The sequence below is a fragment of the Micromonospora sp. NPDC005252 genome (assembly GCF_042872475.1).
Lineage (GTDB): Bacteria > Actinomycetota > Actinomycetes > Mycobacteriales > Micromonosporaceae > Micromonospora.
This window is the reverse complement of sequence record NZ_JBIAKN010000002.1, coordinates 466741-492291: the sequence shown is the minus strand read 5'-3', so window position 1 is coordinate 492291 and position 25551 is coordinate 466741. Positions and strand designations below refer to the sequence as shown.

The 25551-nt window shown below is 73.0% G+C and carries 25 protein-coding genes; 16 read left to right on the top strand and 9 right to left on the bottom strand.

What is annotated here, in order from left to right; genetic code table 11:
- Positions 1-105: 105 nt before the first annotated feature.
- The 3 genes from ACFYPH_RS08030 to ACFYPH_RS08020 form a co-directional block, all read right to left on the bottom strand.
- Positions 106-774 (bottom strand): response regulator transcription factor, encoded by a 669-nt coding sequence (locus ACFYPH_RS08030; RefSeq protein WP_007072219.1) that lies wholly within the window; start codon positions 772-774, stop codon positions 106-108.
- A 7-nt stretch (positions 775-781) separates the two neighbouring features.
- Positions 782-2410 (bottom strand): GAF domain-containing sensor histidine kinase, encoded by a 1629-nt coding sequence (locus ACFYPH_RS08025; protein ID WP_387180547.1) that lies wholly within the window; start codon positions 2408-2410, stop codon positions 782-784.
- A gap of 77 nt (positions 2411-2487) precedes the next feature.
- Entirely contained in the window at positions 2488-4302 is a 1815-nt protein-coding gene (locus ACFYPH_RS08020) for an AMP-dependent synthetase/ligase (RefSeq protein WP_387180081.1), read from the bottom strand.
- Positions 4303-4423: 121 nt separating this feature from the next.
- On the opposite strand from ACFYPH_RS08020, the gene ACFYPH_RS08015 reads away from it, so the two are divergent.
- The 6 genes from ACFYPH_RS08015 to ACFYPH_RS07990 all read left to right on the top strand — a co-directional run bounded on the left by ACFYPH_RS08015 (position 4424) and on the right by ACFYPH_RS07990 (position 9731).
- Positions 4424-4879, top strand: coding sequence for an SRPBCC family protein (locus ACFYPH_RS08015; RefSeq protein WP_354858200.1), 456 nt, complete (start codon positions 4424-4426; stop codon positions 4877-4879).
- A gap of 31 nt (positions 4880-4910) precedes the next feature.
- Positions 4911-5603, top strand: coding sequence for a hypothetical protein (locus tag ACFYPH_RS08010; RefSeq protein WP_354858202.1), 693 nt, complete (start codon positions 4911-4913; stop codon positions 5601-5603).
- A gap of 78 nt (positions 5604-5681) precedes the next feature.
- Positions 5682-6629 carry an ROK family glucokinase gene (locus ACFYPH_RS08005; RefSeq protein ID WP_354858204.1) on the top strand — a complete coding sequence of 316 codons (948 nt, stop codon included), beginning with the start codon at positions 5682-5684 and terminating at the stop codon, positions 6627-6629.
- Positions 6630-6640: 11 nt separating this feature from the next.
- Positions 6641-7345, top strand: coding sequence for an endonuclease/exonuclease/phosphatase family protein (locus ACFYPH_RS08000; RefSeq protein ID WP_355066900.1), 705 nt, complete (start codon positions 6641-6643; stop codon positions 7343-7345).
- A gap of 114 nt (positions 7346-7459) precedes the next feature.
- Positions 7460-8866: a flavin-containing monooxygenase gene (locus ACFYPH_RS07995; RefSeq protein ID WP_387180076.1), complete on the top strand. Its 1407-nt coding sequence runs from the start codon at positions 7460-7462 to the stop codon at positions 8864-8866.
- Between the two features lie 70 nt (positions 8867-8936).
- Complete coding sequence (locus ACFYPH_RS07990) at positions 8937-9731, top strand: alpha/beta fold hydrolase (RefSeq protein WP_355135390.1); 795 nt, start codon at positions 8937-8939, stop codon at positions 9729-9731.
- Positions 9732-9744: 13 nt separating this feature from the next.
- Here ACFYPH_RS07990 and ACFYPH_RS07985 read toward each other — a convergent pair whose 3' ends face one another.
- Positions 9745-11226, bottom strand: coding sequence for a trehalose-6-phosphate synthase (locus ACFYPH_RS07985; protein ID WP_387180073.1), 1482 nt, complete (start codon positions 11224-11226; stop codon positions 9745-9747).
- A gap of 168 nt (positions 11227-11394) precedes the next feature.
- The gene (locus tag ACFYPH_RS07980) at positions 11395-12255 is read right to left on the bottom strand and encodes a DUF308 domain-containing protein (RefSeq protein WP_354858213.1); all 861 of its coding nucleotides are present in this window, start codon (positions 12253-12255) and stop codon (positions 11395-11397) included.
- Positions 12256-12501: 246 nt separating this feature from the next.
- On the opposite strand from ACFYPH_RS07980, the gene ACFYPH_RS07975 reads away from it, so the two are divergent.
- The 4 genes from ACFYPH_RS07975 to ACFYPH_RS07960 all read left to right on the top strand — a co-directional run bounded on the left by ACFYPH_RS07975 (position 12502) and on the right by ACFYPH_RS07960 (position 14807).
- A complete protein-coding gene (locus tag ACFYPH_RS07975) occupies positions 12502-12810 on the top strand; it encodes a hypothetical protein (RefSeq protein ID WP_387180070.1) in 309 nt (102 codons plus the stop codon).
- 8 nt (positions 12811-12818) lie between these two features.
- Positions 12819-13280 (top strand): hypothetical protein, encoded by a 462-nt coding sequence (locus ACFYPH_RS07970; protein WP_354858217.1) that lies wholly within the window; start codon positions 12819-12821, stop codon positions 13278-13280.
- A gap of 252 nt (positions 13281-13532) precedes the next feature.
- The gene (locus tag ACFYPH_RS07965; protein ID WP_354858218.1) at positions 13533-13811 is read left to right on the top strand and encodes a hypothetical protein; all 279 of its coding nucleotides are present in this window, start codon (positions 13533-13535) and stop codon (positions 13809-13811) included.
- A gap of 315 nt (positions 13812-14126) precedes the next feature.
- Positions 14127-14807, top strand: coding sequence for a lysophospholipid acyltransferase family protein (locus tag ACFYPH_RS07960; RefSeq protein WP_354858220.1), 681 nt, complete (start codon positions 14127-14129; stop codon positions 14805-14807).
- A gap of 49 nt (positions 14808-14856) precedes the next feature.
- Here ACFYPH_RS07960 and ACFYPH_RS07955 read toward each other — a convergent pair whose 3' ends face one another.
- Complete coding sequence (locus ACFYPH_RS07955) at positions 14857-18480, bottom strand: ATP-binding protein (RefSeq protein WP_387180066.1); 3624 nt, start codon at positions 18478-18480, stop codon at positions 14857-14859.
- A 66-nt stretch (positions 18481-18546) separates the two neighbouring features.
- On the opposite strand from ACFYPH_RS07955, the gene ACFYPH_RS07950 reads away from it, so the two are divergent.
- Complete coding sequence (locus tag ACFYPH_RS07950; RefSeq protein WP_354858223.1) at positions 18547-18744, top strand: hypothetical protein; 198 nt, start codon at positions 18547-18549, stop codon at positions 18742-18744.
- 168 nt (positions 18745-18912) lie between these two features.
- On the opposite strand, the gene ACFYPH_RS07945 is transcribed toward ACFYPH_RS07950, so the two are convergent.
- On the bottom strand, positions 18913-19605 hold the full coding sequence (locus ACFYPH_RS07945; protein ID WP_007463121.1) for a Crp/Fnr family transcriptional regulator: 693 nt from the start codon (positions 19603-19605) through the stop codon (positions 18913-18915).
- 293 nt (positions 19606-19898) lie between these two features.
- Here ACFYPH_RS07945 and ACFYPH_RS07940 point away from each other — a divergent pair, with 293 nt between their 5' ends.
- From ACFYPH_RS07940 to ACFYPH_RS07920, 5 genes are all read left to right on the top strand, one after another.
- Positions 19899-20396, top strand: coding sequence for a polyadenylate-specific 3'-exoribonuclease AS (locus tag ACFYPH_RS07940; protein WP_374109293.1), 498 nt, complete (start codon positions 19899-19901; stop codon positions 20394-20396).
- A gap of 78 nt (positions 20397-20474) precedes the next feature.
- A complete protein-coding gene (locus ACFYPH_RS07935) occupies positions 20475-20978 on the top strand; it encodes a pyridoxamine 5'-phosphate oxidase family protein (RefSeq protein WP_354858226.1) in 504 nt (167 codons plus the stop codon).
- A 157-nt stretch (positions 20979-21135) separates the two neighbouring features.
- Positions 21136-22164, top strand: a complete 1029-nt coding sequence (locus tag ACFYPH_RS07930; protein WP_354858266.1) for a 6-phosphofructokinase — start codon at positions 21136-21138, stop codon at positions 22162-22164.
- A gap of 117 nt (positions 22165-22281) precedes the next feature.
- The gene (gene proC, locus ACFYPH_RS07925; RefSeq protein ID WP_387180062.1) at positions 22282-23100 is read left to right on the top strand and encodes a pyrroline-5-carboxylate reductase; all 819 of its coding nucleotides are present in this window, start codon (positions 22282-22284) and stop codon (positions 23098-23100) included.
- Between the two features lie 88 nt (positions 23101-23188).
- Positions 23189-23539 carry a DUF2203 domain-containing protein gene (locus ACFYPH_RS07920; RefSeq protein WP_234586913.1) on the top strand — a complete coding sequence of 117 codons (351 nt, stop codon included), beginning with the start codon at positions 23189-23191 and terminating at the stop codon, positions 23537-23539.
- 113 nt (positions 23540-23652) lie between these two features.
- Here ACFYPH_RS07920 and ACFYPH_RS07915 read toward each other — a convergent pair whose 3' ends face one another.
- Both ACFYPH_RS07915 and ACFYPH_RS07910 read right to left on the bottom strand, forming a co-directional pair.
- Positions 23653-24324, bottom strand: coding sequence for a class F sortase (locus tag ACFYPH_RS07915; RefSeq protein WP_387180059.1), 672 nt, complete (start codon positions 24322-24324; stop codon positions 23653-23655).
- Positions 24294-25148 carry a DUF4397 domain-containing protein gene (locus ACFYPH_RS07910; RefSeq protein ID WP_387180057.1) on the bottom strand — a complete coding sequence of 285 codons (855 nt, stop codon included), beginning with the start codon at positions 25146-25148 and terminating at the stop codon, positions 24294-24296. The genes ACFYPH_RS07915 and ACFYPH_RS07910 overlap by 31 nt, the downstream gene beginning before the upstream one ends.
- Between the last annotated feature and the right edge of the window lie 403 nt (positions 25149-25551).

The window sequence follows — 25551 nt, the reverse complement described above, 5'->3', positions numbered from 1 at the left end:
GCCGCCGAATTCCCGCCGACGTCGGTCGATACACGAAGGTCCGCGCCGGCGACGAGCCGGCACGGACCTTCGATCGCGGTGTCCCGCTCGACGAGCGGGCGCGGGTCAGAACTTCGGGGCGTCCGGCGCTTCGAGCAGGCCGAGCCGCAGCGCGGTCATCAGCGCCTGTGCCCGGTTGGCGGCACCGAGCTTCTCGTAGAGCTTCGAGATGTGCGTCTTGGCGGTGGACTCGCTCACGAACAGCTGCTTCGCGATGCCCGCCACGCTCATCCCGTCGGCGAGCAGCCGCAGCACCTGACCCTCCCGGGGGGAGAGCTGCGGGCCGGACGGGGCGAGCCGACGCTTCATCGCCTCGGCCAGGTCGGCGGCGGTGAACGCGCTGGGCGAGGAGGCGGCGTGCCGCGCGGCGGCCACCACCTCGTCGGCCGGGGCGGTCTTCGGCACGAAGGCGCTCGCGCCGGCCTCCAGGGCGCCGAAGAGCTGGTCGTCGCCCGCGTACATGGTCAGCACCACGATGCCCATCGACGCGCTGGACTTGCGCAGCGCGCGGGTGGCCTCCAGGCCGCTGCCGTCGGGCAGCCGCAGATCCATGATCACCACGTCCGGCTGCAGGGCGCCGGCCTGGCGTACCCCCTCAGCCGCGGTCGCGGCCTCGCCGACGACCTCGAACTGACGGTCGCGCTCGAAGGCGTGCCGCAGGCCCTTGCGAATCAGGTCATGATCGTCGACAAGGAGAACCTTGGTGCGGGTGGCCGGTGTCGGACTTGTGGTCATCCTCGGGTTACTCCCCTTCTGGTGCTGCGCTGTCGCGCACGTTGTCGCGCCGGGACGAGGTGCCGAGAACCACCGCCACGGTCGTGCCGCTGGGTTGCCGCGGCCTGATCTCCAACCGGCCCCGGATACGTTCCGCCCTCTCGGCCATGATCGCAAGACCGTACCGTCCGTCGGGGCGCTGGTCAGCCATCCCCTGACCGTCATCCGACACTTCAATTTGAGCGTACGGGGGGTCCACCTCACACGTGACCCAGAGATTCGAGGCTCCGGCGTGCTTGCGGGCGTTGGTCACCGCCTCCTGCGCGATGCGCAGCAACTCGGCCTCGGTGGCCGCTGGCAGGCGCGCGGTGGACTCGTCCAGCGACAGGTGCACCCGCAAGCCGCCCGAGGCGCCCACCGTCCGGGCGTACTCGGCGATCGCCGCGGCCAGGCCGCCCTGCCGGTCCACCTCGCTGCGCAGCTCGAACAGGCTCAGCCGCAGCTCGGTGATCACCCGGGTCACCTCGCCGCGCAGAGTACGCAGCGCCTCGGCGGTCTCGTCCGCGTCGTCGAAGACGGTGGCCAGGGCGTTGTCGATGCCGTAGCCGACCATCACCAGCTCCTGCGCCACCCCGTCGTGGATCTCCCGGGCCAGCCGCTGACGCTCCTCGTTGGTGGCCAGCGAACGGACCTCGTCGAACAGCAGAGCCGCCTCCAGCCGCAGCGCGGCCGGCTGGGTCAGCCCGGTGACCCGGGACACCACCGGCGGCGGGTACGCCTGCGCGACGTCCGCCTCCAGCACCACCAGCCCCACCGTGCGCACCCCGGCGACCAGCGGGACGATCAGCGCCGACACGTCCCCACCCCGGTGGGAGCGCGACTGCGAGCGGGCGGCCGTGGTGGCCTGCTGGCTGGCCCAGGCGTCGGCGATCGCCGAGTCCGCGTCCAGGGTCGTCTCCCAGTCCACCCGGTCCACCCCGGCCTGGGCGAGCACCACGAGCCGGCCCCCGCCGCTGGCTGACAGCACCGCGCCCCGGTCCGCCCGGGCCACCGTGCGCAGCTCCTCCAGCAGGTGCTCGGAGATGCCGCCCGGGTCCAGGGTCGCCCCCGGCAGTTGCCGGGCCACCGTCCGCAGCTGGGTCAACAGCCGGGTCGCCTCGGCGTACGGCTGGGGCTTGCCGTCGGCACGGACGGCCATCACCCGGTGCAGGGTGCCGGCGGCGTAGAGCCCGAGCGCGGCGAGGATCAGCCACTGCGCGCAGACCGCGAGGTAGCCGACCTGGCCGAGCTGACGCCCGCCGTCGACCTGGGTCAACGCGCCGCTGACCAGCAGCGTGCCGGCGGTCACCGCGAGCAGCGCCGCGCCCTCGCGGAAGCGGCGGCGCAGGGCGGTGACGGTCACCGGCACCGCCAGGTAGGGCAGCACAGCCGAGGCGCCGAGCCCGTCGACCGTGCCCCCGATCGACGCGACAGCGGCGACCTGGCTCGCGGCCAGCCCCAGCACCACCACCTCGGCCACCCGGCTCAGCGGCCCGATCAGCCGGTGCTGCGGGGCGAGCAGGGAGGGCGCTCCGGCGACCGCCAGCAGCGCGATCCACCACAGCTGGGTGACGTCGCGAGTGGCGAACAGGGTCAGGATCGCGACCAGCGCCAGCATCACCAGGCGGGCGGCCGCGGCGAGGGGATGCGGATGTGGTGGGGCGGATGCGGATGCGGGCACGTGACGGATGGTAGTCAGCTGCGGTAGATGTCGGCGATCTCCGCCGCGTACGTCTTGTGGACGACCTGTCGCTTGACCTTCAGCGACGGGGTCAGCTCACCGGTCGCCTCGGTGAAGTCGCGGGGCAGGATCCGGAAGACCTTGATCGCCTCGGCCTTCGACACGGACTGGTTCGCGGTGTCGATCGCGGACTGGACCTCGGCGCGCAGGCCCTCGTTCTCGCGCAGCTTCTCGACCGGGGTGTCCGGGGGCAGTCCGGCGCTCGCGAGGAACGTCGGCAACGCCTCCTCGTCGATGGTGACCAGCGCGCCGATGAACGGCTTCGCGTCCCCGACGACGACGCACTGGCTGATCAGCGGGTGGGCGCGGACCTGGTCCTCCAGCACCGCGGGGGCGACGTTCTTGCCGCCCGCGGTCACGATCAGCTCCTTCTTGCGGCCGGTGATGCTCAGGTAGCCGTCGGCGTCGAGCTGGCCCAGGTCGCCGGTGCGGAACCAGCCGTCGGCGCTGAGCGCCTCCGCGGTCGCCGCCTCGTTGTGCCAGTAGCCCTGGAAGACCAGGTCGCCGGAGATCAGGATCTCGCCGTCGTCCTCGATCCGGACGGTCACGCCGGGCAGCGGCCGGCCGACGGTGCCGATCCGGGTGCCGGTGGGCAGGTTCGCGGCGGCGGCGGGCGAGGTCTCGGTCAGCCCGTACCCCTCCAGGATCGTCACGCCGACGCCCCGGAAGAAGTGTCCGAGCCGGGGGCCCAGCGGCGCGCCGCCGGAGATGGCGTCGCGGCACCGCCCGCCGAGCGCGGCGCGCAGCTTGCGGTAGACGAGCCGGTCGAAGACCGCGTGCTGGGCGCGCAGCGCCAGGCCGGGCCCGCGCGGGGTCTCCAGAGCCTCGCTGTACGCGATGGCGACCTGCTCGGCGCGGGCGAAGACGCCGCCCTTGCCGTCGGCCTCGGCCTTCTGCTTGGCCGCGTTGTAGACCTTCTCGAACACCCGTGGCACGGACAGCACGAAGGTGGGGCGGAACTCCTGCAGCTCGCCGACCAGGTTCTTGGTGTCGGCGCAGTGCGCCAGGGTGGCCCGGGCCTGCACCACGCCGATCTGGATGAGCCGGGCGAACGCGTGCGCCAGCGGCAGGAAGAGCAGGGTGGCCGCGCCGGCGTTGAACAGGTTCGGCAGCACCGGCACCGCGTTGGCGATGTCGGCGTACATGTTGCGGTGGGTGAGCACGCAACCCTTGGGGCGGCCGGTGGTGCCGCTGGTGTAGATGATCGTGGCCAGGTCGCTGGCCCGGACGGCCTTACGGCGCTGCTCGACCTCGGCCAGCTCGACGGCGGCGCCGGCGGCGACCAGCTCGTCGACCCCGCCGCGGTCGATCTGCCAGAGGTGGACCAGCTCGGGCAGGCGGTCGCGGACGCCGGCGACCAGGTCGGCGTGCGCGTCGGTCTCCACCACGGCGGCGACCGCGCCGGAGTCGGCCAGGATCCAGGCGGCCTGCTCGGCGCTGGAGGTCTCGTAGATCGGCACGGTGACCGCGCCGACCGTCCAGATGGCGTAGTCGAGCAGCGTCCACTCGTAGCGGGTCCGGCTCATCAGCGCGACCCGGGCGCCCGGGGAGACGCCGGCGGCGATCAGGCCCCGGGCCACCGCCACCACCTCGTCGCGGAACGCCAGGCAGGTCACCTCGGCCCAGGTCGTGCCGCTGCCGTCGGCCGAGCGGGTGGCGCGGGCGAACTGGACCGTGTCCGGCGCGGCCTCGGCGTTGTCCCAGACCGGATCGGTGAGGTTGGCCGCGTCGCCAACGGTGACGATCGGCGGAACGGAGAACTCGCGCACCTGCACTCCTTCGTGCTCGCACTGGCCGGCCGCTGCCCATCCACGGTCTTCGGCTCTGTCGAAACCTACCCGGCGGGGGCGGCGCGGCGTGCGGGCGGTACCCGCCGGGTAGCCTCCCCCCATGGCGGACTCCTCCACCCAGTCGATCATCATCGGCGCGTCACCGGACCGGGTGGCGGCGGTCATCTGCGACTTTCCGAGCTACCCGGAGTGGACCGAGGCGGTGCGCCACGCCGAGGTGATCGAGGAGTACGAGGACGGCTACGCCAGCCAGGTGCGGTTCGCCATCGACGCCGGGGTGATGGCCGACGAGTACGTGCTCGCCTACGAGTACGCCGAGGACCTGTCCCGCGTCGAATGGCACCTGCTCGCCCCCTCGAAGATGCAGAAGAGCCAGCGCGGCTCGTACGACCTGGTGGCGAACCCGGACGGGAGCACCACTGTGACGTACACGCTGGAGGTCGAGCTGTCGGTGGGGATGCTCGGCATGTTTCGGCGCAAGGCCGAGAAGATGATCATGGACACCGCGTTGAAGCAGCTCAAGCGCCGGGTAGAAGCACCCGGTGCGGCGCAGTGACGCGTCCGGCGGCAGGGTAGAGGAGCCGAGGGTGGGCGGAACGGATCCGGGTTCGGCCCGGGAAGAGGCGGAGCGACTGGTCGCCACCCTGCTCGCGGGGGCGCGACTGGCCTCCGGCGGGTCGGTGGGCGGCGCGTTCGGCCCGCTGGGCGGGATGCTGGCCGGTGTCCTCGGTCACAGTGCCGCTGCGGGCGGCGGCGCCCACGGCGGTGGTGGTTTCGCCACCGGTTCGGCCGAATGCTGTGTCTGCCCGGTCTGTCGTGGCATCGCCGCGTTGCGTGACCCGAGTCCGGAATTCGCCGAACGCCTGGCCACCGGTGCCGGAGACCTCGCGGCCGGCGTGGCCAGCCTGCTCCGCGCGTTCGCGCCGCCGGAGCCACCCCCGGCGACCGCACCGCAGCCGTCCGCGCCGGCGCAGCCGACGTCCGCCGCGAGCAGCGACGACGAGGCCGCACCCTTCGCCCCGGCCGAGCGGTCCGCCGAGACCGACGACGAGCACGTGTGGCGCGATGCCACCCGCACCGGGCATGATTCTCAGCCGGCGCCGGAGCGGGATGTCTGGTCGGTCGCCACCCGGACGGCGGACCCACCCGCCCCGGCCACCGCAGCACCCGTCGACGACGCCGGGTCGGTGGTCGCGCCGGCGCCGACCAGCCGACCCGTGGTGCCCGCGTCGCGGGCGTCCGACGACACCGGCGCGGACGCGCCGGGCGGCGGCGCCTGAGCGCGGGACATCGCGATCCGGACCGGCGCGTCATCGGCGCGCGCGGACCGGACAGCACAGCAGAGGGGAGCGGCAGCGGTGACGCTGACCATCGGAGTCGACGTCGGTGGCACGAAGGTGGCCGGCGGTGTCGTGGACGACACCGGCACGGTTCTCGTGCAGAGCCGACGGGACACTCCCGCCGATGACGTCGGCAAGACCCGCGACGTCATCATCGAGCTGGTCGGCGAGCTGGCTGCCGGGCGGACGATCGAGGCCGTCGGGATCGGCGCGGCCGGCTGGATCGACGCCACCCGCTCGACAGTGCTCTTCGCTCCGAACCTGGCCTGGCGTGACGAGCCGCTGCGCGAGTACGTCAGCAGCGCCGTCGGCCTGCCGGTGATCGTGGAGAACGACGCCAACGTGGCCGCCTGGGCCGAGTTCCGCTACGGCGCGGCCCGGGACGCCGACGACTCCATGATCATGTTCACCATCGGCACCGGCGTCGGCGGCGGCATCGTGCTCGGCGGCGAGCTGATGCGCGGCGCGCACGGCGTCGCCGCGGAGCTGGGCCACATGCTGGCCGTGCCGGACGGGCACCAGTGCGGCTGCGGGCGGCTGGGCTGCATCGAGCAGTACGCCAGCGGCAGCGCCCTGGTCCGCTTCGCCCGCGCGGGCGCCCGGCAGGAACCGCAGCGGGCCGCGGCCCTCCTGGACCTGGCCGGCGGCGAGGCCGAGGCGATCACCGGCCACATGGTGACCGCCGCCGCGCAGGGCGGCGACCCGGTCTCCGCCGAGGCGTTCGCGCAGATCGGCCGGTGGCTGGGCACCAGCCTCGCCGACATGGCGCAGATCCTCGACCCGCAGACCCTGGTCGTCGGCGGCGGCGTGATCGACGCCGGTGACCTGCTGCTCGGCCCGACGCGCCGCTCGTACCTCGACGCGCTCGCCCAGCGGGGGCGCCTGCCGGTGGCCGAGGTGCTCCCCGCCGAGCTGGGCAACAGCGCCGGGGTGATCGGCGCGGCCGACCTGGCCCGCCGGATCTGAGACGGTCAGTGATGGGTGAGGCTGCCGGCGTACCGCTGCGCGTGGTGTCGTACAACATCCACGGCCAGCGCGACGACACCGCCGCGCTGGCGGCGGTGGTCCGGGCCGCGAGGCCGGACGTGGTGATCGTGCAGGAGGGCCCGCGCCGGTTCCGGTGGCGGCAGAAGTCCGCCACCCTGGCCGAGTCGTTCGGCCTGGTGGTGGCCGCCGGGGGTCTGCCCGCCCTGGGCAACCTGCTGCTGACCAGCCTGCGGGTGCAGGTGCGCGGCACCCGTTGCCAGCGCTTTCCGCTGACCCCGGGCCGACACCTGCGCGGCGCCGCGTACGCCGACTGCCGGGTCGGCGACGCCCGGTTCACCCTCGCCGGGTCGCACCTGTCCACCGACCCGACCGAGCGGCCCGCGCAGGCCGCCGAGTTCCGGCGCGGGCTGGACGCGGCGAGCAGCCCGGTGGTGGCCGGGGCCGACCTGAACGAGGGTCCGGACGGGCCGGCGTGGACCACTGTGGCGCGTGGCCTGACCGACGCGGCGATCGCGGCCGACCGGGCGGACCGGCTCACCTACTCGTGCGCCGACCCGCGCCGCCGCATCGACGCGCTGTTCGTCGATCCCCGGATCAGCGTGGTCGACTACGACGTGGTGGACACCCCGCAGACCCGCCGGGCCAGCGACCACTTCCCGGTCCTCGTCGACCTGCTGCTGCCCACCGCCGGCTGACCCCCACCGGCCGGTACCCGCCGATCGGTCCGCGCCAGGGCTGGACATCCGGCTCCGATGTGGAGAGGATTTCGCGGCGACCGGCACCCGTGCCGCACAAAAGGAGATGTCCCGGTGTCCACCTCCACCGACCACGGCCGGCCCGACCCGGATGCGACCCCGTCCGCGCAGAGCCCCGACGGCCGTCCGCTCTCCGACCGGGGCGACACGGTCTGCGTCATCGGGGCCGGGGCCAGCGGCCTGACGGCCATCAAGAACCTGCGCGAGCACGGGTTCGGGGTGGACTGCTACGAACGGGAGACCGGCGTCGGCGGCGCCTGGAACTGGCGACACGACCGCAGCCCGGTGTACGCGAGCACCCATCTGCTGTCGTCGAAGCCGTTCACCCAGTTCCCCGACTTCCCGATGCCGGACTCGTGGCCGGACTACCCGCACCACAGCCAGCTCCTGGCGTACTTCGAGCGGTACGCCGACCACTTCGACCTGCGGTCGCACGTCTGGTTCGGCACCGAGGTGATCCGGGTGGAGCCCGCCGAGGGGGACCGCTGGGACGTGACCACCCGCTCCACCGGCGGGTACGGGCCGGAGCGCACCTCCCGATACGCCGCCGTGGTCATCGCCAACGGGCACAACTGGTCGCCGAAACTGCCCCGCTACGAGGGGCTGGAGGAGTTCCGCGGCGAGATCATGCACGCGTCGTCCTACAAGGACCCGGCGCAGCTGCGCGGCAAGCGGGTGCTGGTGGTCGGCGCCGGCAACACCGGCTGTGACATCGCCGTCGAGGCCGCCCAGCAGGCGTCGCGGTGCTGGCACTCCACCCGGCGCGGCTACTGGTACGCCCCGAAGTACGTCCTCGGGCGCCCGGCCGACCAGGTCAACGACGCCCTGCTGGCGCTGCGGGTGCCGCTGCGGCTCCGCCAGTGGCTCTACCACTGGACGCTGCGCCTGACCGTCGGCGACCTGACCCGTTTCGGCCTGCCCAAGCCCGACCACCGGGTGTACGAGACGCACCCGATCGCCAACAGCCAGCTCGTCTACTACGTGGGCCACGGCGGGATCGGTCCGGTGCCCGACCTGGCCCGCTTCCGCCCGTACGCCGTGGAGCTGGCCGACGGCCGCGAGATCGACCCGGACCTGGTCATCTTCGCCACCGGCTACCTGCCGCGGTTCGAGTTCCTCGACGCGTCGGTGTTCGGCGACAGCGCCGGCACGGGCCGGCCCACGCTCTGGCTCAACGCCTTCACGCCGGGGCACCCCACGCTGGCGGTCGCCGGCCTCGTGCAACCGGACTCCGGGATGTTCACCCTGGCGCACTGGCAGACGGTGCTCTTCGCCCGGCTGTTGCGGGCCCGCCGGGACCGGCCCGAGCGGGCCGCGGCGTTCGCGCAGCGGGTGCGCGACCGGGCCGGGGAGCGCTACTCGGGGCAGGTCAAGGACAGCAGCCGGCACTGGTTCGAGGTCGGGCACGCCGACTACCTGCGCGCCGTCCAGCGCGCCCTGCACGACCTGGAGGCCAAGTGAGCGCGACGAGTGAGCTTGCGAGCCCCGCAGTCGCGAACGGAAGGCGAGTTCAGTGACCGAGCTGCGGATCATGCGGGGCCGGGAGTGGTCCCGGCCGGTCCGGCCGGCGCGACGCGAGGTGCTCAGCGCCATTCCCGAGGTGGAAGAGGGGCGTCCTCCGCTGCTGTTCGTTCCCGGGTTCGGGCACGGCGCGTGGGCGTTCGCCGAGCACTGGCTGGGTCACGCCGCGTCGCGGGGCTTCCCGGCGTACGCGCTCAGCCTGCGGGGGCACGGCGGCAGCGAGCCGGCGCCGGAGGCGACGCTGCGCGCGTACGCCCACGATGTGGTCCAGGTGGCCGCGAGCCTGCCGCGCCAGGCGGTGCTGGTGGGGCACGGCGCCGGGGCGCTCGTGGTGGCGCACGCGTTGGCGCGCTACCCGGCGCGCGGCGCGGTGCTGGTGGCGCCGGTCTTCGGCGGCTGGGGGGTGCTCTCCGCGGCGGTGCGCCGCAACCCGGCCGGGACGCTGCCGGCGGTGTTCGGCGGGCCGCTGCGGCTCAGCCGCACGCAGTTGTTCAGCCGCGAGTTGCCCGACGAGGAGGCTCGGCGGTACGTGGCGCGGCTGGGTCGGGCCGGTCGGCGGGCGCAGTGGGCGCTGCTGGGCGAGCCGGAGGCCGAGCCGGCCGTGGGCACGCCGCCGGTCCTGGTGCTGGGCAGCCCGGACGACCGGGTGGTGCCGGCGTCGACGTTGACGCGGATCGCCCGCCGGTACGGTTCGGCTCCGCTGCTCTTCCCGGGCATGGGGCACGACCTGATGCTCGACGCGCGTTGGGCCGAGCCGATCGACGCGATTCTGGACTGGCTGGAGAAGGAGCCCGCCTCGCGGTGAGTGGTCGCGCCGGTCAGCCGCCGCCGTGCTGCGTCGCGGAGGTGGCCCGGGTCGCCGGGCGCGGCACCAGGGGGGCGCCGTCGGCGCTGGTGAGGCGGCCGACCAGGGCGCCGTGCTCGTCCAGCGCGCTCAGGTAGGAGCGCGCCCAGGCCCGGATGTCGTGCTGGTGCAGGTGGGCGCGCATGGCCCGCATGCGTTCGGTGACGTCGGCGGGGCTGGCGCGCAGCGCCGTTTGCAGCGCCTGCTTGAGCCCCTCCAGGTCGTGCGGGTTCACCAGGTACGCCTGGGACAGCTCGGCGGCCGTGCCGGCGAACTCGCTGAGCAGCAGCGCGCCCGTGTCGTCCACCCGGGCGGCGACGTACTCCTTGGCGACCAGGTTCATCCCGTCGCGCAGCGGGGTCACCGCCATCACGTCGGCGACCCGGTAGAGCGCGGCCAGCTCGGCCCGGTCGAACGGCTGGGTGAGGTAGTGGATGGCGGGCTCACCGACCCGGCCGAACTCGCCGTTGATCCGGCCCACCTCGCGCTCGATCCGTTCGCGCAGGATCTGGTACTGCCCGACGCGTTCCCGGCTCGGCATGGCGACCTGCACCAGCACCGTGTCGCGGACCTTGACGTCGCCGCTGGCGAGCAGCTCGCTGTACGCCTTGAGGCGCTGCTCGATGCCCTTGGTGTAGTCCATCCGGTCGACGCTGAGGATGACCTGGCGGGGGTCGCCGAGATCCTGGCGCAGGCGGCGGGCCCGCGCGGCAACGTCGGGGCGGGCGGCGAGGGCGGCCATCTCGGCCGTATCGATGGACACCGGGAAGGCGCCGATGCGCACCACCCGGTCGTCGATCCCGATCCGGCGGTCGGTGGCCGGCAGCTCCAGCACCCGGGTGACCAGTTGGGCGAAGTTGTGCGCCGCCTGGGCGCGCTGGAAGCCGACCAGGTCGGCGCCGAGCATGCCGCGCAGCAGTTCGGCCCGACGGGGCAACTGCATGAACAGCTCCGGTGGCGGGAACGGCACGTGCAGGAAGAACCCGATGCGCAGGTCGGGGCGGAGCGCGCGCAGTTGCCCGGGGACCAGCTGCAGGTGGTAGTCCTGCACCCAGACCACGCCGCCCGGCTCGGCCACCTCGGCGGTCGCCTCGGCGAAGCGCTGGTTGACCCGCTGGTACGCCTCCCACCAGCGGCGGTGGTGCTCGGGTTGCTCGACGGCGTCGTGGTAGAGCGGCCAGAGGGTGGCGTTGGAGAAACCCTCGTAGTGGTCGCGCAGATCCTCCTGGCTGAGGGCGACGGTGTGCATGTGGACGCCGTCCACGTCCGGCAGGGCGGGCGCGGCCCCGGTGCCTCCGGCCCAGCCGACCCAGGTCGCCGGGGTGTGCCGGAGCAGGGGGTGCAGCGCGCTGACCAGCCCACCCGGGCTGCGGCGCCACTCGCAGGCGCCGTCGGGCGCTTGGCTGTCGTCGATGGGGAGGCGGTTGGCCACCACCACGAGGGAACTCTGTCGCATCTCGGGCATTCCGATCAGCAGAGGACTGACCGCCACGAGCAAGGAAAAACCGGTCAGTCAGCGGGGGAAGTGACGTACAGCGGTATTCCTACTGACAGTAAGTTACACCATTGTTACGCCCCGGACGGGGGCGTCCTCGTCCCGGAATGCGGTCGGCGGGCGCGGGAGTCAGACGACGGCGCCGTTGTCCGGGTCGTCGTCGTTCTCGTCGCCGGGGCGCAGGCGCCAGATCAGCGTGACGAAGCCGGCCAGGATGCCGGTGAACCCGAACAGGATGACCGCCGAGCGGTCCACCGGGAGCAGCGACGGGAAGAGGAAGAGCACGAAACCGACGACCACCGCGAGCGCGCCGACCACCGCGTACTTGGAGATCCGGGGCAGTGGCGGGGGTGGCGGCGGGTGGTAACCCTCGTCCTCGTCGTCGTCGGGCAGGTCGGCGCCGAAGGTGTCCAGACCGTCCAGCAGCGAGGGCTCGTCACCGCGGGTGCCCCGGCCGACCGAGATCCCGGAGAAGTCGGTGGCCGACGGCAGCCGGCGGACGTCGGTGGCGGTCGGCCCGGCCTCGTCGGCGCCGGAGCGGGCGAGCGGACCAGCCGTCGGCTCGTCCCGGGTTTCCCGGTCGTCGCGCTCGTCCACGTCCTCCGCTGCCGGCCACGGGCGCTCGTCGGCGGTCGAGGTGGCGTGGAAGCCGGCCACGATCCGGGCCCACTCGGCGTCGATGTCCGGCTCGTCGCGGGCCGGCGGCTGCTCCGGGGCGCTCTCGTCGGCGAGCTGGGTGAGGTAGTCGCGGGCCGTGGTCAGGTGCGAGCGGTCGACGTAGAGCCGGTCGACCGGGCGGGCCGGAACCGTGGTGGTGCGGGTGACGGGGTTGAGGTCGGCGGAGGGTTGCAGGTAGGCGGCGATCCCGCCGGCGGCCAGCACGTCGAGCAGGTGCTCGCCGACGCGCGGATCGACGTCGCCGACGACGGCGTACTCGCTCGCGTCGAGCCCGTTGTCCCGCCGTCCCCGGCGGGCCCCACCCGCTGACACCCGGACATCCTCCTCAACGCGCCTTCCGACGCGGCCACCCTGCCCCCTCGACGCCCGTACGCACGCCGTGCTCTGAATCGTGACACGTCGGAGGCCGGTTCCGGGAGTGCGTTGTGTCGCGTCTTCCAAAGTCACGGCTGCTGTCGCAGGTCGCGGCGGGCCACCTATGTCCGTTCTTGCGCGACACGTGCGATCTCGGTGATCGTTGACGGCGGCGACTCCACGCCGGGGACGGAGGGGGCATACGTGACCGCTGAGGAGTACGAGGAGCCGGACGTCCCGCCGAGGTTCCAGACGTTCGCCGACCGTCACCATCTCGAATACCGGCAGACACCGCCCGGGATCGCGCTCTACCTGGGTCTGGGCTCGACCCTGCTGGGGTTGCTGTTCAGCACGGCACCGAAGATCCCCGACGACCGGATCCTCGGCTACCTGATGCTGGGCGGCGGCGGCATGCTTCTCGTGGCCTCCCGGGTGCTGCACCAGCGCATGCGCAGGCGCGAAGAGGAGCTGTACCGCGAGTTCCTACGGTGGAAGAGCGAGCGGGGCGAATAGGGGTGGGTATGGATCCGGCACTGGCGGTGACACGCTGGCTGGCCGGTCCCGTCGCGAAGTTCCTCGACGCCGACGGTAAGACGCCCGAGGAGCGCCGCGCCGAGGTGATCGAGGAAGCGGGCCTGGCGGGTGAGGAGATCGAGGACGTCGCCCTGCGGCACATCGCCCGGGGTGCGGCCTGGTCCATCCTGTTCGGGATGGTGTTCGCCGCCGGCGTGCTGGTCCTCGTCCCGGTGTCCGCGTTCGCCGGCGAGCGGACGAAGGATCTGGTCTTCGACATCGTCGGCTGGGTGATCTTCTTCCCGTTCTGGATGGCGGCGGTGCACGGGGTGCGGATGTTGGTGAGCTGTTACCTGCCGGAGCGCTGGTGGGATCCGGGCAACCGTCTGTGGCGGGTGGCGCTGCTGGCCCAGACACCGGAGTACATCCTCGGCGTGCTGGCGACCGCGGCCGGCGCGCGGTGGTGGTGAGCGTCCGTCCGTTGTGGTCCGAGCGCCCGCTTCGTAGGCTCGTCGGCGACGACGGCGCTCCCGGGTTCCGGCGCGGTCGCGGGCCCACCACGGAAAGGACACCGGTGCTCTACTGGCTGCTGAAGTACGTTCTCCTCGGTCCGCTGCTCAAGCTGATCTTCCGCCCGCAGGTGGAGGGCCTCGCTTCTGGCGCGATCGCACCCACGACTGAGCGGTGAAGCCCTGGAACACGTTCTGCGGGGTGCTGGACAAGTGGACCAGAGGCATGTCGCGAACCTCATGCAGGCAGACGTCCTACAGGCGGAGCTGGCAATGGTGAACTCGGGCGACTCGGGGCGAAGTCTGTCGGTGTTGGGGCTCATGCTCCTTTTCACCGTGATCCTGTTGCCCGGCATCGTGAGCGAGGGAGGTTGGCGTGCCTGGATCGCGGTGCCCTCCAGCGTCGGACTCGTCGTTGTCTTCCTGCGTGAACTCGCTGCTGTGATCCAACGACGACGGCATCGTCCTAAACCGGAGCGGCCGGACGCCTGACGGCGGACCGTGCTCAGCGGATGTCGGATTTGGTCGTGAGGCCGGGCACGTGTCTGGCCTCAGGACTAGGTCCGTCGTTTGCGGTGGCCAGCGTGGCTTCGCCGGGTGCCTTCCCGCCCTGCGGAATCTGACTGCGTCACGAACCGGGCCTGTCGAGTCCGGCACGGGCGGACCTTGATCGAGGCCCCGAGCACCTGACGAGATCGAAGCGGTCGTTCGTCCGTTGTGGGTAGAGCTGAGGCTTCGTAGGCTCGTCAGCGACGGCGGCGCTCCCGGGCATGGTGTTGTCGCGGGCACACCACGGAAAGGACACCGGTGCTCTACTGGCTGTTGAAATACGTGCTCCTCGGTCCGCTGCTCAAGCTGATCTTCCGCCCGCAGGTGGAGGGCCTGCGCAATGTGCCGGCGACCGGCCCGGTGATCCTGGCGAGCAACCACCTCTCCTTCTTCGACTCGATCTTCATCCCGTTGATCGTTGCGCGGAGGGTCACCTTCGTGGCCAAGGCGGAGTACTTCACCGGCAAGGGGATCAAGGGCTGGTTCATGAAGATGTTCTTCGTCGGCACCGGGACCATCCCGGTGGACCGCTCCGGCGGTCAGGCCGCCCGCGCCGCCCTGGACACCCAGTTGCGGGTGCTGCGTGCTCAAGGAGTGGCCGGCATCTACCCGGAGGGCACCCGCTCCCCGGACGGGCGGCTCTACCGGGGCAAGACCGGTGTGGCGCGGCTGGCCCTGGAGAGCGGCGCGGTGGTGGTGCCGGTGGCGATGCTCAACGCCGACGAACTCCAGCCGCCCGGCAGGCTCCTCCCACGGGTCGGCCAGGTGCGGGTCCGCTTCGGCGCGCCCCTGAACTTCTCCCGCTACGCGGGGTTGGCCGGCGACCGGTTCGTCGAGCGCGCGGTCACCGACGAGGTCATGTACGAGTTGATGGAGCTCTCCGGCCGGGAGTACGTCGACATCTACGCGCAGAAACTCAAGACGCCAGTCGCCGCCTGAGTCGGGTCAGCGGCTGAGGCTCCCTAGCCGCCGAGCCGGGTGAGCCTGCTCAACACGCGACCGCCGGCCCGGTCGGGCTGATCGGCCGGCCGGCCAGCGCCAGCAGGCCCGGGGCGTCGTTGCGCAGCGCGAAGGTGCGGACCTCGGCTCGCGGCTCCCGGGCGCCCGCCGGGTCGCCGGCGCGGGTCAGCTCCGCCGCCGCCAGCGCCAGCGCCAGCACCCGGTCGCTGACGTCCGGGATCCGTCCGTACGTCTCGGCGGCGGCCAGGTGCAGCTCGGCCGCCCGCCGGTGGTCGCCGTCGGCCGCCGCCACCGCCGCCGTCACCGTCCGCAGCGCCGCCTCCGACCACGGCGTGCGATGCCCGACCCGGTCCAGCATCGCCCGGACCCGCACGGCGGTGTCCCGCCCGGCCAGGGCGGCGGCGTACGCGGCGGCGGCGATCCACTCCCCGCTGGCCAGCGCCGGCACCGCCGACCAGGACCGGTCCAGCTCGTCGATCAGCTCCGCCGCCTCGGCGTCGCGGCCCTGCAGTGCCCGGCACAGCGCCGCCATGCTCAGCATCGTCCACCGCAGGCGGTGAAAGCCGCTGCGCCGCGCGGTGGTCAGCGCGTCGGCCAGGTCGGCCGGATCCTCGTCGTCACGGAGCACCAGCAGACAGCAGCGCAACCCCCGTACCTGCATGTCCCAGCTGCCGGTCGGCGTGTCCACGAACGCCTCCGCCGCGGCGAGCAACCGGCCGAAGTCACCCTCGAACCAGGCCCGCATCGCCTCCGCCGAATAGCTGGTGGTCAGCGTCTGGCCGCTGGCCGTACGCGCCGGCGCGGCCGAGAGCAGGGCGTTCGAGCGCAGCCAGTCGCCCTCCTCGCGGATGGCCCAGGCCAGGTTCTGGGTGGCCCGGGGCAGCGCGAGCAGCTGGCCGGCGCGGCCGAACTCGACGATCGCGTGCAGCTCGTCCAGGCCGACCCGGTCACCGGCCTGGTAGCGGGCGGTGGCCGCGGTGATCCGCGCGTTGGTGCGCGTCTCGGTCAGGCCCAGCCGCTCCGCGATCTCCGCCGCGGTGTCCGCCGCCGACACGGCCGGGTCGCGCTCGTAGTTGAGCATGTGCAGGCGGCCCAACTCGGCGTACGCGTCGGCCTTCTGCGGGCTGTCCGGCAACGGCTCGAACAACTGGACCGCGCGATCCAGGCAGGCCAGGGCGTCGCCCCGGTCGGCGCGCAGCCAGGCCGCCTGACCGAGCAGCGTCCACGCCCGTGCGGCGCACGCGTCGTCGCCGTGCGCCGACAGCCGGTCCGCCAGCGCGTGCACCTGCTCCGGTCCGCCGCCGGAGAGGAACGCGTTGCCGTCGCGATAGAACGAGATCTCCGTGCTGAGCAGCTCCAGTTGGAGCCGCCCCACCGGGTCGCTGTCGTCGGCCAGGCCCAGCGCCCGACCCGCGTGGCTCGCCGCCGCGTCCAGCCCGTGCAGGGCGTACGCCCGGCGGGCCGCCCGGTGCAGCGCCTGCCGCGCCGGCCCCGCGTACCGGCGGACCTGCATGCCGAGCGAGCGGGCGATCTCGTGGGCCGCCCAGCGGTGGTGGGCGAGCACCTCCGCCAGGTCGGTGTCGCGGCTGTGCGACAGCGCGTCGAGCCAGTCCGCGGCCCGCTCGTGCCGGGCCACCCGCTCGGTGCGCGGCAGCCGCTGGTAGCAGACGTCGCGCACCAGCACGTGCCGGAACCGGAACTCCGCCTGCCCCGCCATCGTCGACGCGGCCTGCTCGTGCACGAAGTCGCGCTGCTCCAGCCGGCGCAGCGCACGCTCGACCGACTCGACCGGCTGCCCCAGCGCGGCGGCCACCGCGCCCGGCCAGAACTGCACCCCGACCACCGAGGCCGCCAGCAGCACCGAGCGGTCCTTGGCGTCCAGCAGGTCCACCCGGTTGGCGATCACCGCGTGCACGCTCTCCGGCATGGTCAGTTCGAGCTGCTTGTCCAGCGACCAGCCCCGCCCGGACTGGCGCAGCGCGCCCTGTTCGATGAGCATCCGGACGTACTCGTGCGCGTAGAGCGGATTGCCGCCGGCCACCTCGATGAGTGGGGTCAGCATGTCGGCGGAGAACGCCGCCTGGCCGAACAGGTGCGCGTACAGGGCGGCGATGCCGGTGTCGCGCAGCGGCGGCAGGGTGATGGTCACCGAGCCGGTGATGGTCCCGGCCCAGCTCGGGTCCCGGTCGACCAGTTCCGGGCGGGCGGTGCAGAGCAGCAGCAGCGGCGCCTCGCGGGCCGCCGCCCCGAGCAGTTCCACGAAGCGCAGCATCGCGTCGTCGGCCCAGTGCAGGTCCTCGAAGACCAGCACGGTGGGGCGGCGGGCGGCCAGCGCCAGCAGGAACCGCCGCCACGCGGACTCGGCCTCCTCCGCCGGCAGCGGCGTGCCGGGCAGCCCGACCAGCGGGCGCAGGGCGTCCACCACCCGGTCCCGCTCGCCCGGACCGATCAGCTCGCTCACGGCGGCGGCCAGCCGCTGCGCCGCGCTGGCGGCCGGGTCGGTGTCCAGGATGCCGGCCTCGGTCTTGACGATGTCGGCCAGCGCGGCGAACGTGACGTTCTCCCCGAACGGCGGGCAGCGCCCCGTCCGCCACGTCAGCGGCTCGTCGACCAGCCGGCCCGTGTGCCGGTACAGCTCGCGCAGCAGCCGGCTCTTGCCGATGCCGGCCCGGCCGAAAATCGTCACCACCTGCGGCAGCCGGTCGCGCAGCGACCGGTGCAGGGCGTTGACCAGCATGCCCAGCTCGTGCTCGCGGTCGACCAGCGGCGTGGTGTCCGGCTCCCGGTCGGTTGGCAGGCGGCGCAGCGGCGACAGCGCGAGCCACACCTCGGTCGGCGACGACCGGCCGCGCAGGGTGACCGGGGGCTGCTCCTCGTAGCGGATCGTGTCCCTGGTCAGCGCGTGCGTGGTGCCGCACACCAGCACCCCGCCCGGTGGTGCGACCGACTGCATCCGGGAGGCGGTGTTCACCACGTCGCCGGCCACGATCGCCTGCCCGCCGTCGCGGGCGGCCGCCACGTCGACAAGGGCCTCCCCGGTGGCCACCCCCACCCGGAACCGCATCTCGGTGCTGCCGGTCGGCGCGAACCGGGTGAGCACCCGTTGCAGCTCCAGCCCGGCCCGGACGCAGCGCAGCGCGTCGGTCTCGGTGGCGATCGGGGCGCCGAACAGTGCCATCACCGCGTCGCCGATGTACTTCTCCACCACCCCGCCGTACTGGCCGACGACCCGGCGGGCCGCGGAGAAGAAGCCGGTCTGCATGCCGCGGACCTGCTCCGGGTCGGCCCGCTCGACGTACGGGGTGAAGTCGATGAGGTCGACGAAGAGCACGCTCACCCGGCGGCGATCCTCCTGCGGCGCGACGGCGACCGGCCGGTCCGCGCCCGGCCGGGGCGACCCGCACGACGTGCAGAACGTGACGTCCGAGGCGAGGGGGCGCAGGCAGTGCGGGCAGACGGCACCGAGCTCGGCACCGCAGCCACCGCAGAAGCGGTCACCGTCGGCGGCCGTGCGTCCACAGCGCCCACACTGCGCGGCGATGACACACCCTCCATGGCGATCCGGGCCGACGCCCCCCGTCGTCCCGTCACAGGGAGTATCACCGCCCGCGCGGCTGTCAGGTACCGGCCTGTTGGCTTGTGGACAGTCCACCAAGGGTCCGACGGACTACATTCAGTCCGCCACATCTTCGATCAGCGACCAGAGGGGGACAGGTCAATGGTGTACGTCAAGCTGGAGAGCGACTGGACCGACGGCAACGGGGTCAACCACTCCGCGGGCGAGTCGGTGGACGTCGACGCCGCCACGCTCGCCACGCTCCAGGCCGAGGGCATCGTCAGCGAGCAGTCCCACGGCCCGGGCGGCGACGGCAAGGGCCCGGACAAGTGGGCCGGCCCGGGCAGCTCCGGAGTCTGAACCACGCGTCGGTGACGCGACGACACGGCCGGGCCGCCCACGGGTGACCCGGCCGTGTCGTGTTGTCGAAGTGCGCGGCCCGTCGACGCGGTTCAGCGGTCGTTCAGGCCGGTGCGGCCCGTCGACGCCGCTCAACGGTCGTTCAGGCCGGTGCGGCGGAGGTGCGGCTCAGCGGTCGTTCATGCCGGCGCGGCGGCGCAGCGCGGCCACGTCGGTGACCACGATCCGGCGCCCCTCGGTCCGCAGCCAGCCCCGGCTGGCGAAGGAGCCGATGGCCTGGTTGACGCTCTGCCGGGAACCGCCGGCCATCTCGGCGAGCTGGCTCTGGTTGAGCTCGATCGTGATCATCGGGGCCTGGCTCTCGCCGGCCAGCCGGACCAGTGTCTTGGCGACCCGGCCGGGCAGGTCGAGGAAGACGTGGTCGGCGTTCTGCTCGGTGAGCCGACGGATCAGGCCGCCCAGCGAGCGCATCACCGCGTCCAGGATGCGCGGGTTGGAGTGCACCAGTTCCATGAACGCGCCCCGGGAGAGCGCGAGCGCCGCGCAGTCCTCGATGGCCTCGGCCGACGCGGACCGGGTGGAGGCGTCGAGCAGGGAGACCTCGCCGAGCACGTCCGGCGGACGGATCACCGACAGCACCGCCCGCTCGCCGGTCGGCGCGGTGCGGAAGACGGCGACCGCGCCGCGGCGCAGCACGATCAGCGACTCGCCCGGGTCGTTCTCCACGAAGAGCAACTGACCCTTGCGGTAGGTGCGCGGGACGGCGGCCGCGATGACGCGCTGGCGCACCTCGGGCTCCAACCCGGCGAACATCTCGACACCCGTGAGCGCGTCACCCGGCTCCGGCAGGCGCATCTCCACGGCCCAACCCCTCCCGGTCATGGACCACACAATCGCTCACCGGGTGAACCTGATGGCCCTGACAAGGTGAACTGACACCGATTCGGCGTCCGGTAGCGGTACACATCAGATCATGACGGTCCGGTCGCTTGCTGTACACCCCTCGAAGCACTTCCGTGACCGTCGCGAGCTGCGGCGTACTCCCTGCGCCGGCTCCCGGTCGCAGGTCGGCGCTGGTCCGCGACGGACCGGCCGTGGGTCGCACCCGGGCCCCGCCGGGCGCCGCCGGCCGGCGGTGGGCGAGGATGGCCGGAATGGTCTACCGCTATTTCTACGACTGCGAGTTCATCGAGGACGGCCGGATCGTCGACCTCGTGTCGATCGGCGTCGTCGACGAGTACGGCCGCGAGTTCTACGCGGTCTCCACCGAGTTCGACGACTCCCGTGCCGTGCCCTGGGTCCGGCGCAACGTGCTGGACCGGCTGCCGTCTCCGGCGGACCGGGCCTGGCGTTCCCGGGAGCGCATCCGTGACGACCTGTACGACTTCCTCATGGAGCCGGTTCGGGACCGGCCGGGGGAGCAGCTGGAGCTGTGGGCCTGGTACGCGGCGTACGACCATGTGGTCCTCGCCCAGCTCTGGGGGGCGATGCCGGCGCTGCCCCGGGAGATCCCCCGGTTCACCAAGGACCTGCGGCAGCTCTGGGACGACCGGGGCCGGCCGACCCTGCCGGACGCGGACGCGGCCCGGCACGACGCCCTGGTCGACGCCCGGCACAACCTGGCCCGCTGGCGGGCGATGACGGCACGCTGACCGGTCGTCGTACCTTTGCAGGTTTGACCGGTTCTGTCCCGGGCAACGGTTCGACCAGTCGAGCCGAGGGAGACTGCCATGAGCAACGATCCGACCAGCGTCGCCGAGGCCCGGACGCGGGTCACCGAGCTGGTCCGCGCCGCACGGATCTGCATGCTCACCACGATCGCGCTGGACGGGCGGCAGGTGAGCCGGCCGATGGGGCTGCAGGAGGCCGAGTTCGACGGCGACCTGTGGTTCTTCGCCTACGCAGACTCCGCCAAGGTGCGCCAGATCCGGGTGAACCCGGAGGTCAACGTCGCCTTCTCGGACCAGAAGCACAACGCCTGGGTGTCGGTCTCGGGCACCGCCAATGAGGGCTTCGACGCCGAGCGCGCCCGGCGGCTGTGGAACCCGGTGCTCAGGACCTGGTTCCCGGACGGGCTGGACACGCCCGGCCTGACGCTGATCAAGGTGCACGCCAGCTCCGCCGAGTACTGGGACTCGCCGAGCAGCACCGTGGTCAATCTGCTCGGGTTCGCGAAGGCCGCCGTCACCGGCCACCCGCCGGCGACCGGCGAGAACCGCGAGGTGACCTACTGACCCGCCGCCCCCGGGGCGCGCTGTCGTCGCGCAGGTAGGCCGACTACAGTTCGCAGTGACGGCCCGCCCCGGGCCGGCAATGGCGCCGATGGTCTGACTTGACACATACCTGGGGCATATCGGGCTTTACCTGATGCTTCAGGAGGATGAGCGGATCATGCGTATCGGCGTGCTCACCGGCGGCGGCGACTGCCCAGGTCTCAACGCGGTCATCCGGGCGGTGGTCCGCAAGGGCGTCGCCACCTACGGTCACGAGTTCGTGGGCTTCCGGGACGGTTGGAAGGGCCCGCTGGAGGGTCTGTCCCGTCCCCTGGGCATCGCGGACGTCCGCGGCATCCTGCCCCGTGGCGGCACCATCCTCGGTTCGTCCCGGACCAACCCGTTCAAGATCGAGAACGGCGTCGAGCGGATCAAGGACAACCTCGCCAGCCAGGGCGTGGACGCGCTGATCGCGATCGGCGGCGAGGACACCCTCGGCGTGGCCACCAAGCTCTACGAGCTGGGCGTGCACGTCGTCGGCGTGCCGAAGACGATCGACAACGACCTCGGCGCCACCGACTACACCTTCGGCTTCGACACCGCGGTCAACATCGCGATGGAGGCCATCGACCGGCTGCACACCACCGCGGAGAGCCACCACCGCACCCTGGTCGTCGAGGTGATGGGCCGGCACGCCGGCTGGATCGCCCTGCACGCCGGCCTGGCCGGCGGCGCCAACGTGATCCTGCTGCCCGAGCGGCAGTTCGACGTCGACCAGGTGGCCGGCTACGTCGAGAAGCGCTTCCAGCACCAGTACGCCCCGATCGTCGTGGTCGCCGAGGGCGCCCAGCCGCTCGACGGTCAGATGGTGCTCGCCAACCAGGAGCTGGACTCGTTCGGCCACGTCCGCCTCGGCGGCATCGGCCAGTGGCTGGCCGAGCAGCTGGAGGCCAAGACCGGCAAGGAGGCCCGCACCGTGGTGCTGGGCCACATCCAGCGCGGTGGCACCCCGACCGCCTTCGACCGGGTGCTCGCCACCCGCCTGGGCCTGCAGGCCATCGACGCGGTCAACGACGGCGACTGGGGCAAGATGGTCGCGATGCAGAGCACCGACATCGTCCGGGTGCCCCTCGCGGAGGCCACCCGCGAGCTGAAGACCGTGCCGCTGGAGCGGTACGCCGAGGCCGAGGTCTTCTTCGGCAGCTGATCGACGGTAGGCGGCGCGGCGGGCCACGGGGCCGGCCGCGCCGCGACCCGACGTTCGGCGGCGTATCGGGCCCACCGCCCGCCACGCCGCGACCCGACGCGAGGGGGTACGGCCGAGATGTCAGCCGAGGTGCACACGGTCGCGGTGATCGGCGCGGGCAAGATCGGTGAGCTGATGCTCTCCGGGCTGCTGCGCTCCGGATGGCCGGTGGAGCGGCTGCTCGCCACCGCCCGCCGACCGGCCCGCGCCGAGGAGTTGACCGCCCGCTACGGCGTCCGGGTGGTCGACAACCTGGCCGCCGTCGACGAGGCGGCCGTGCTCGCGGTCTCGGTCAAGCCACAGGACGCCGCCGCGCTGCTGGACGAGATCGGCCCCAAGGTGCCCGCCGACAAGCTGGTCATCTCGCTCTGCGCCGGCCTGCCCACCAGCTTCTTCACCCGCCGACTGCCCGACGGCACCCCGGTGGTCCGCGTCATGACCAACACCCCGGCGCTGGTCGACCAGGCGATGACGGCCATCTCGGCGGGCGCGTACGCCACCGGGGAACACCTCGCCCTGGCCGAGGAGATGTTCAAGCCCCTCGGCCAGACGATCCGGGTGCCCGAGTCCCAGCAGGACGCGGTCACGGCGCTCTCCGGCTCCGGCCCGGCCTACTTCTACCTGCTGGTCGAAGCCATGATCGACGCCGGGATCCTGCTCGGACTGCCCCGGCAGGTGGCGCACGAGCTGATCGTGCAGACCGCGATCGGCTCCGCCGTGATGCTGCGCGACTCCGGTGAGCACCCGGTCAAGCTGCGCGAGGCGGTCACGTCGCCGGCCGGCACCACCATCTCCGCGATCCGCGAGCTGGAGAAGCACGGCGTACGCGCGGCGCTGCTCGCCGCGCTGGAGGCCGCCCGGGACCGCGCCCGCGAACTGGCCGCCCAGGCCGACTGACGATCGCCGAGCGGCCCGTACCGCCGACCGACATGTCGCGCGACTCGCGGGGGCATGCGCGACCCGGCACGTGCCGCATACTGGCGACGTGTTCACACTCGCCCAGGCCCGGCACCTGGTGGCCACCCTGCAGCCGCGTGTCGACGAGCTGATCCGGCTCCGCGCCGACCTCGCCGAGCTGCGCGTCGACCTGGCCGACCACGGCGTCAGCGCGCTCGGCGGGCTGGCCGAGGTGAAGGGGCTGGAGGCCCGGCTGCACGCCGTCGTCGAGGAGCTGCACCAGCACGAGATCCAGGTCAAGGGCATCGCGCCGGTGCTGCTCGACTTCCCCGGCGAGCGGGCCGGCCGTGCGGTGCTCTGGTGCTGGCTGGAGGGCGACTCCGACGTGCGCTGGTACCACCGCGCCGAGTGCGGCTTCGCCGGCCGCCGCCCGGTCTGACGCTGGCCCGCCCGGTCTGACGCCGGCCCCGCCAGGCGATGATCGACTCGGGATCCGGGAATCCGGGGCATCGGGCCGAGCCGGACACCCCGACATCCCGCAAGCCGAGTTGATCAACCGTCGGCGATCGCGAACACCACCACGTTGTCCCGGTAGTGCCCGCGCCGCCGGTCGAAGTCGCCCCCGCAGGTGACGAGACGCAGCTCCGCCCCGGGCGTCGGGCCGTAGACCACGGCCGTCGGGAACCGGTCCTTGCGGGTACGCAGCGACCCGGTCACCCGGAACGACAGCCACCGCCCGCCGCGCCACACCTGGACCCGGTCACCCGGACGCAGCTCATCGAGCCGGGCGAAGACCGCCGGGCCGCTGCGCGAATCCAGATGCCCGGCGAGCACGGCCGGGCCGGTGTCGCCGGGTGCCGGGCCGCCGCCGTACCAGCCGGCCGTGTCGAACTCGGTCGGCGGAACGAGGACGCCGGCGCGGTCCAGGCCCAGCACCGTGAGCGCCGAGTCGACGCCGATGCGCGGCACGCGTACCCGCGTGGGTGGACCCTGTGGTCGCGGCGGCGCGGCCACGGACGGGCAGCCGTCGGCGCAGCCGGGGTGCCAGCTCGCGGCCGGCGGCGGCGGGCCGGTCGTCGCCAGCCCGACCCCGGTGCCGGCGGCCAGGCAGACCGCCGCGCCGGCCGCGACCAGCGCGGCCAGCGGCGCCCGGCGGTCGCGGTGGCGTCGGATCGCGGCGGCGGGCCCGATGCTCACCAGGTCGTGCGCCGCCGCCGGCGCCACAGGAGCAGGCTCGCCGCGCCGGCCGCCGCGGCCAACCCGCCGGCCACCAGGGGGTACGCGCCGAACCCTGCGTCGGACGTGCCGCCCGCGCCGGTGTCCACACCGCCGGCCGGTACGACAGTGCCGCCCTCGGCGTCGCGGCGCAGCTCGGCCGTGAGCCCGCCCTGCTTGTCGTCGAGCACCAGCAGCGAGTAGACCGCTCCGCCGGTGAGCCGCACCTCCGCGTCGGTGCTCGGGCCGCCCGCGCCGGTGAGTCGCAGCTTCCAGGTGCCCGGCTCGACCTGCTGGTAGTCCGTGGTGGTGGCGAACTGCACGCCGTCGGCGATCGTCGGCCCGTCGGCGGCGGCCACGTCGAGGACGGGCGTCCGCACCGACGCCTGCACGACGCGCACCTTGGCCCGGCCCTGCCTGGGAGCGCTCAGATCGTCGGTGAGCACCCGCAGCCCCAGGTCGGCGTGCCGACCGACACCGGCCACCGTGTACGCGCCACCACTGGTCACCGCTACCTCGGTGGTGAGCACCGGCGGCTCGCTGGCGGGCGTGCCGGCCTCGCGCATCGCCACCGCGTACCGGCCCGGAGGGAGCTGAAGGTAGTCGGAGACCACGCCGTAGCCGACGCCCGGGAACACTCTCGGCTTCGCGGCGTCGGGGGCGGCCAGGTAGACGTCGACGGCCGGGGTGTCGGGGGAGAGGTGGGCGAGCCGGACGTATCCGACGGTGCCCGCGCTGGCCGGGGCCGCAGCGGCGGCGGCGAGGGCGGTGCCGAGCAGGAGCGCGCCAGCGCCGGCCAGCAGTCGGCGGGACGTGGTACGGAGCGTGTGCATGTCGCCTCCGGAAGGCACGTTCGGTGAGCGGGCGGCAACCCACGGACAGAGTCCCGTGTATGGGACTCCGGCGCAAGTTTTGCGTGCAATGTTTCTTCTGCCGCGTTGCCCGTGCCGCGTTGCCCGTGCCGCGCTGTCCGTGCCGCGCTGTCCGCGAGATCGCTGCCCGCGAGATCGTGCTCGATCCAGGATGTAGTGGTCTCGCGTCGGGAGGATGCCACTACATCCAGGTCAACACCGTTGCGTTTGGCGGAACGGCTGTTCGTCGACCGGCACTGCCTCGCCGATCATGGAGTTGTGGTGGGCCACAAAACGCCCGTACCCTGCCAAGGCAGGCACCACAATTCCATGATCGCCGGGGCTTGATCTACCAAGAGTCTTGTTATCCAGCACGGGTTGACCC

What these genes read in the sequence shown, in the direction of transcription:
- ACFYPH_RS07990 (WP_355135390.1), top strand. Translation starts at nt 8,937, where the DNA reads ATGCGGGGCCGGGAGTGGTCCCGGCCGGTCCGGCCGGCGCGACGCGAG.
- ACFYPH_RS07950 (WP_354858223.1), top strand. Translation starts at nt 18,547, where the DNA reads ATGGTGTACGTCAAGCTGGAGAGCGACTGGACCGACGGCAACGGGGTC.
- ACFYPH_RS08000 (WP_355066900.1), top strand. Translation starts at nt 6,641, where the DNA reads ATGGGTGAGGCTGCCGGCGTACCGCTGCGCGTGGTGTCGTACAACATC.
- ACFYPH_RS08015 (WP_354858200.1), top strand. Translation starts at nt 4,424, where the DNA reads ATGGCGGACTCCTCCACCCAGTCGATCATCATCGGCGCGTCACCGGAC.
- ACFYPH_RS08030 (WP_007072219.1), bottom strand. Translation starts at nt 774, where the DNA reads ATGACCACAAGTCCGACACCGGCCACCCGCACCAAGGTTCTCCTTGTC.
- ACFYPH_RS07910 (WP_387180057.1), bottom strand. Translation starts at nt 25,148, where the DNA reads ATGCACACGCTCCGTACCACGTCCCGCCGACTGCTGGCCGGCGCTGGC.
- ACFYPH_RS07935 (WP_354858226.1), top strand. Translation starts at nt 20,475, where the DNA reads ATGAGCAACGATCCGACCAGCGTCGCCGAGGCCCGGACGCGGGTCACC.
- proC (WP_387180062.1), top strand. Translation starts at nt 22,282, where the DNA reads ATGTCAGCCGAGGTGCACACGGTCGCGGTGATCGGCGCGGGCAAGATC.
- ACFYPH_RS07970 (WP_354858217.1), top strand. Translation starts at nt 12,819, where the DNA reads ATGGATCCGGCACTGGCGGTGACACGCTGGCTGGCCGGTCCCGTCGCG.
- ACFYPH_RS07940 (WP_374109293.1), top strand. Translation starts at nt 19,899, where the DNA reads ATGGTCTACCGCTATTTCTACGACTGCGAGTTCATCGAGGACGGCCGG.
- ACFYPH_RS07930 (WP_354858266.1), top strand. Translation starts at nt 21,136, where the DNA reads ATGCGTATCGGCGTGCTCACCGGCGGCGGCGACTGCCCAGGTCTCAAC.
- ACFYPH_RS08025 (WP_387180547.1), bottom strand. Translation starts at nt 2,410, where the DNA reads ATGCTGGCGCTGGTCGCGATCCTGACCCTGTTCGCCACTCGCGACGTC.
- ACFYPH_RS07985 (WP_387180073.1), bottom strand. Translation starts at nt 11,226, where the DNA reads ATGCGACAGAGTTCCCTCGTGGTGGTGGCCAACCGCCTCCCCATCGAC.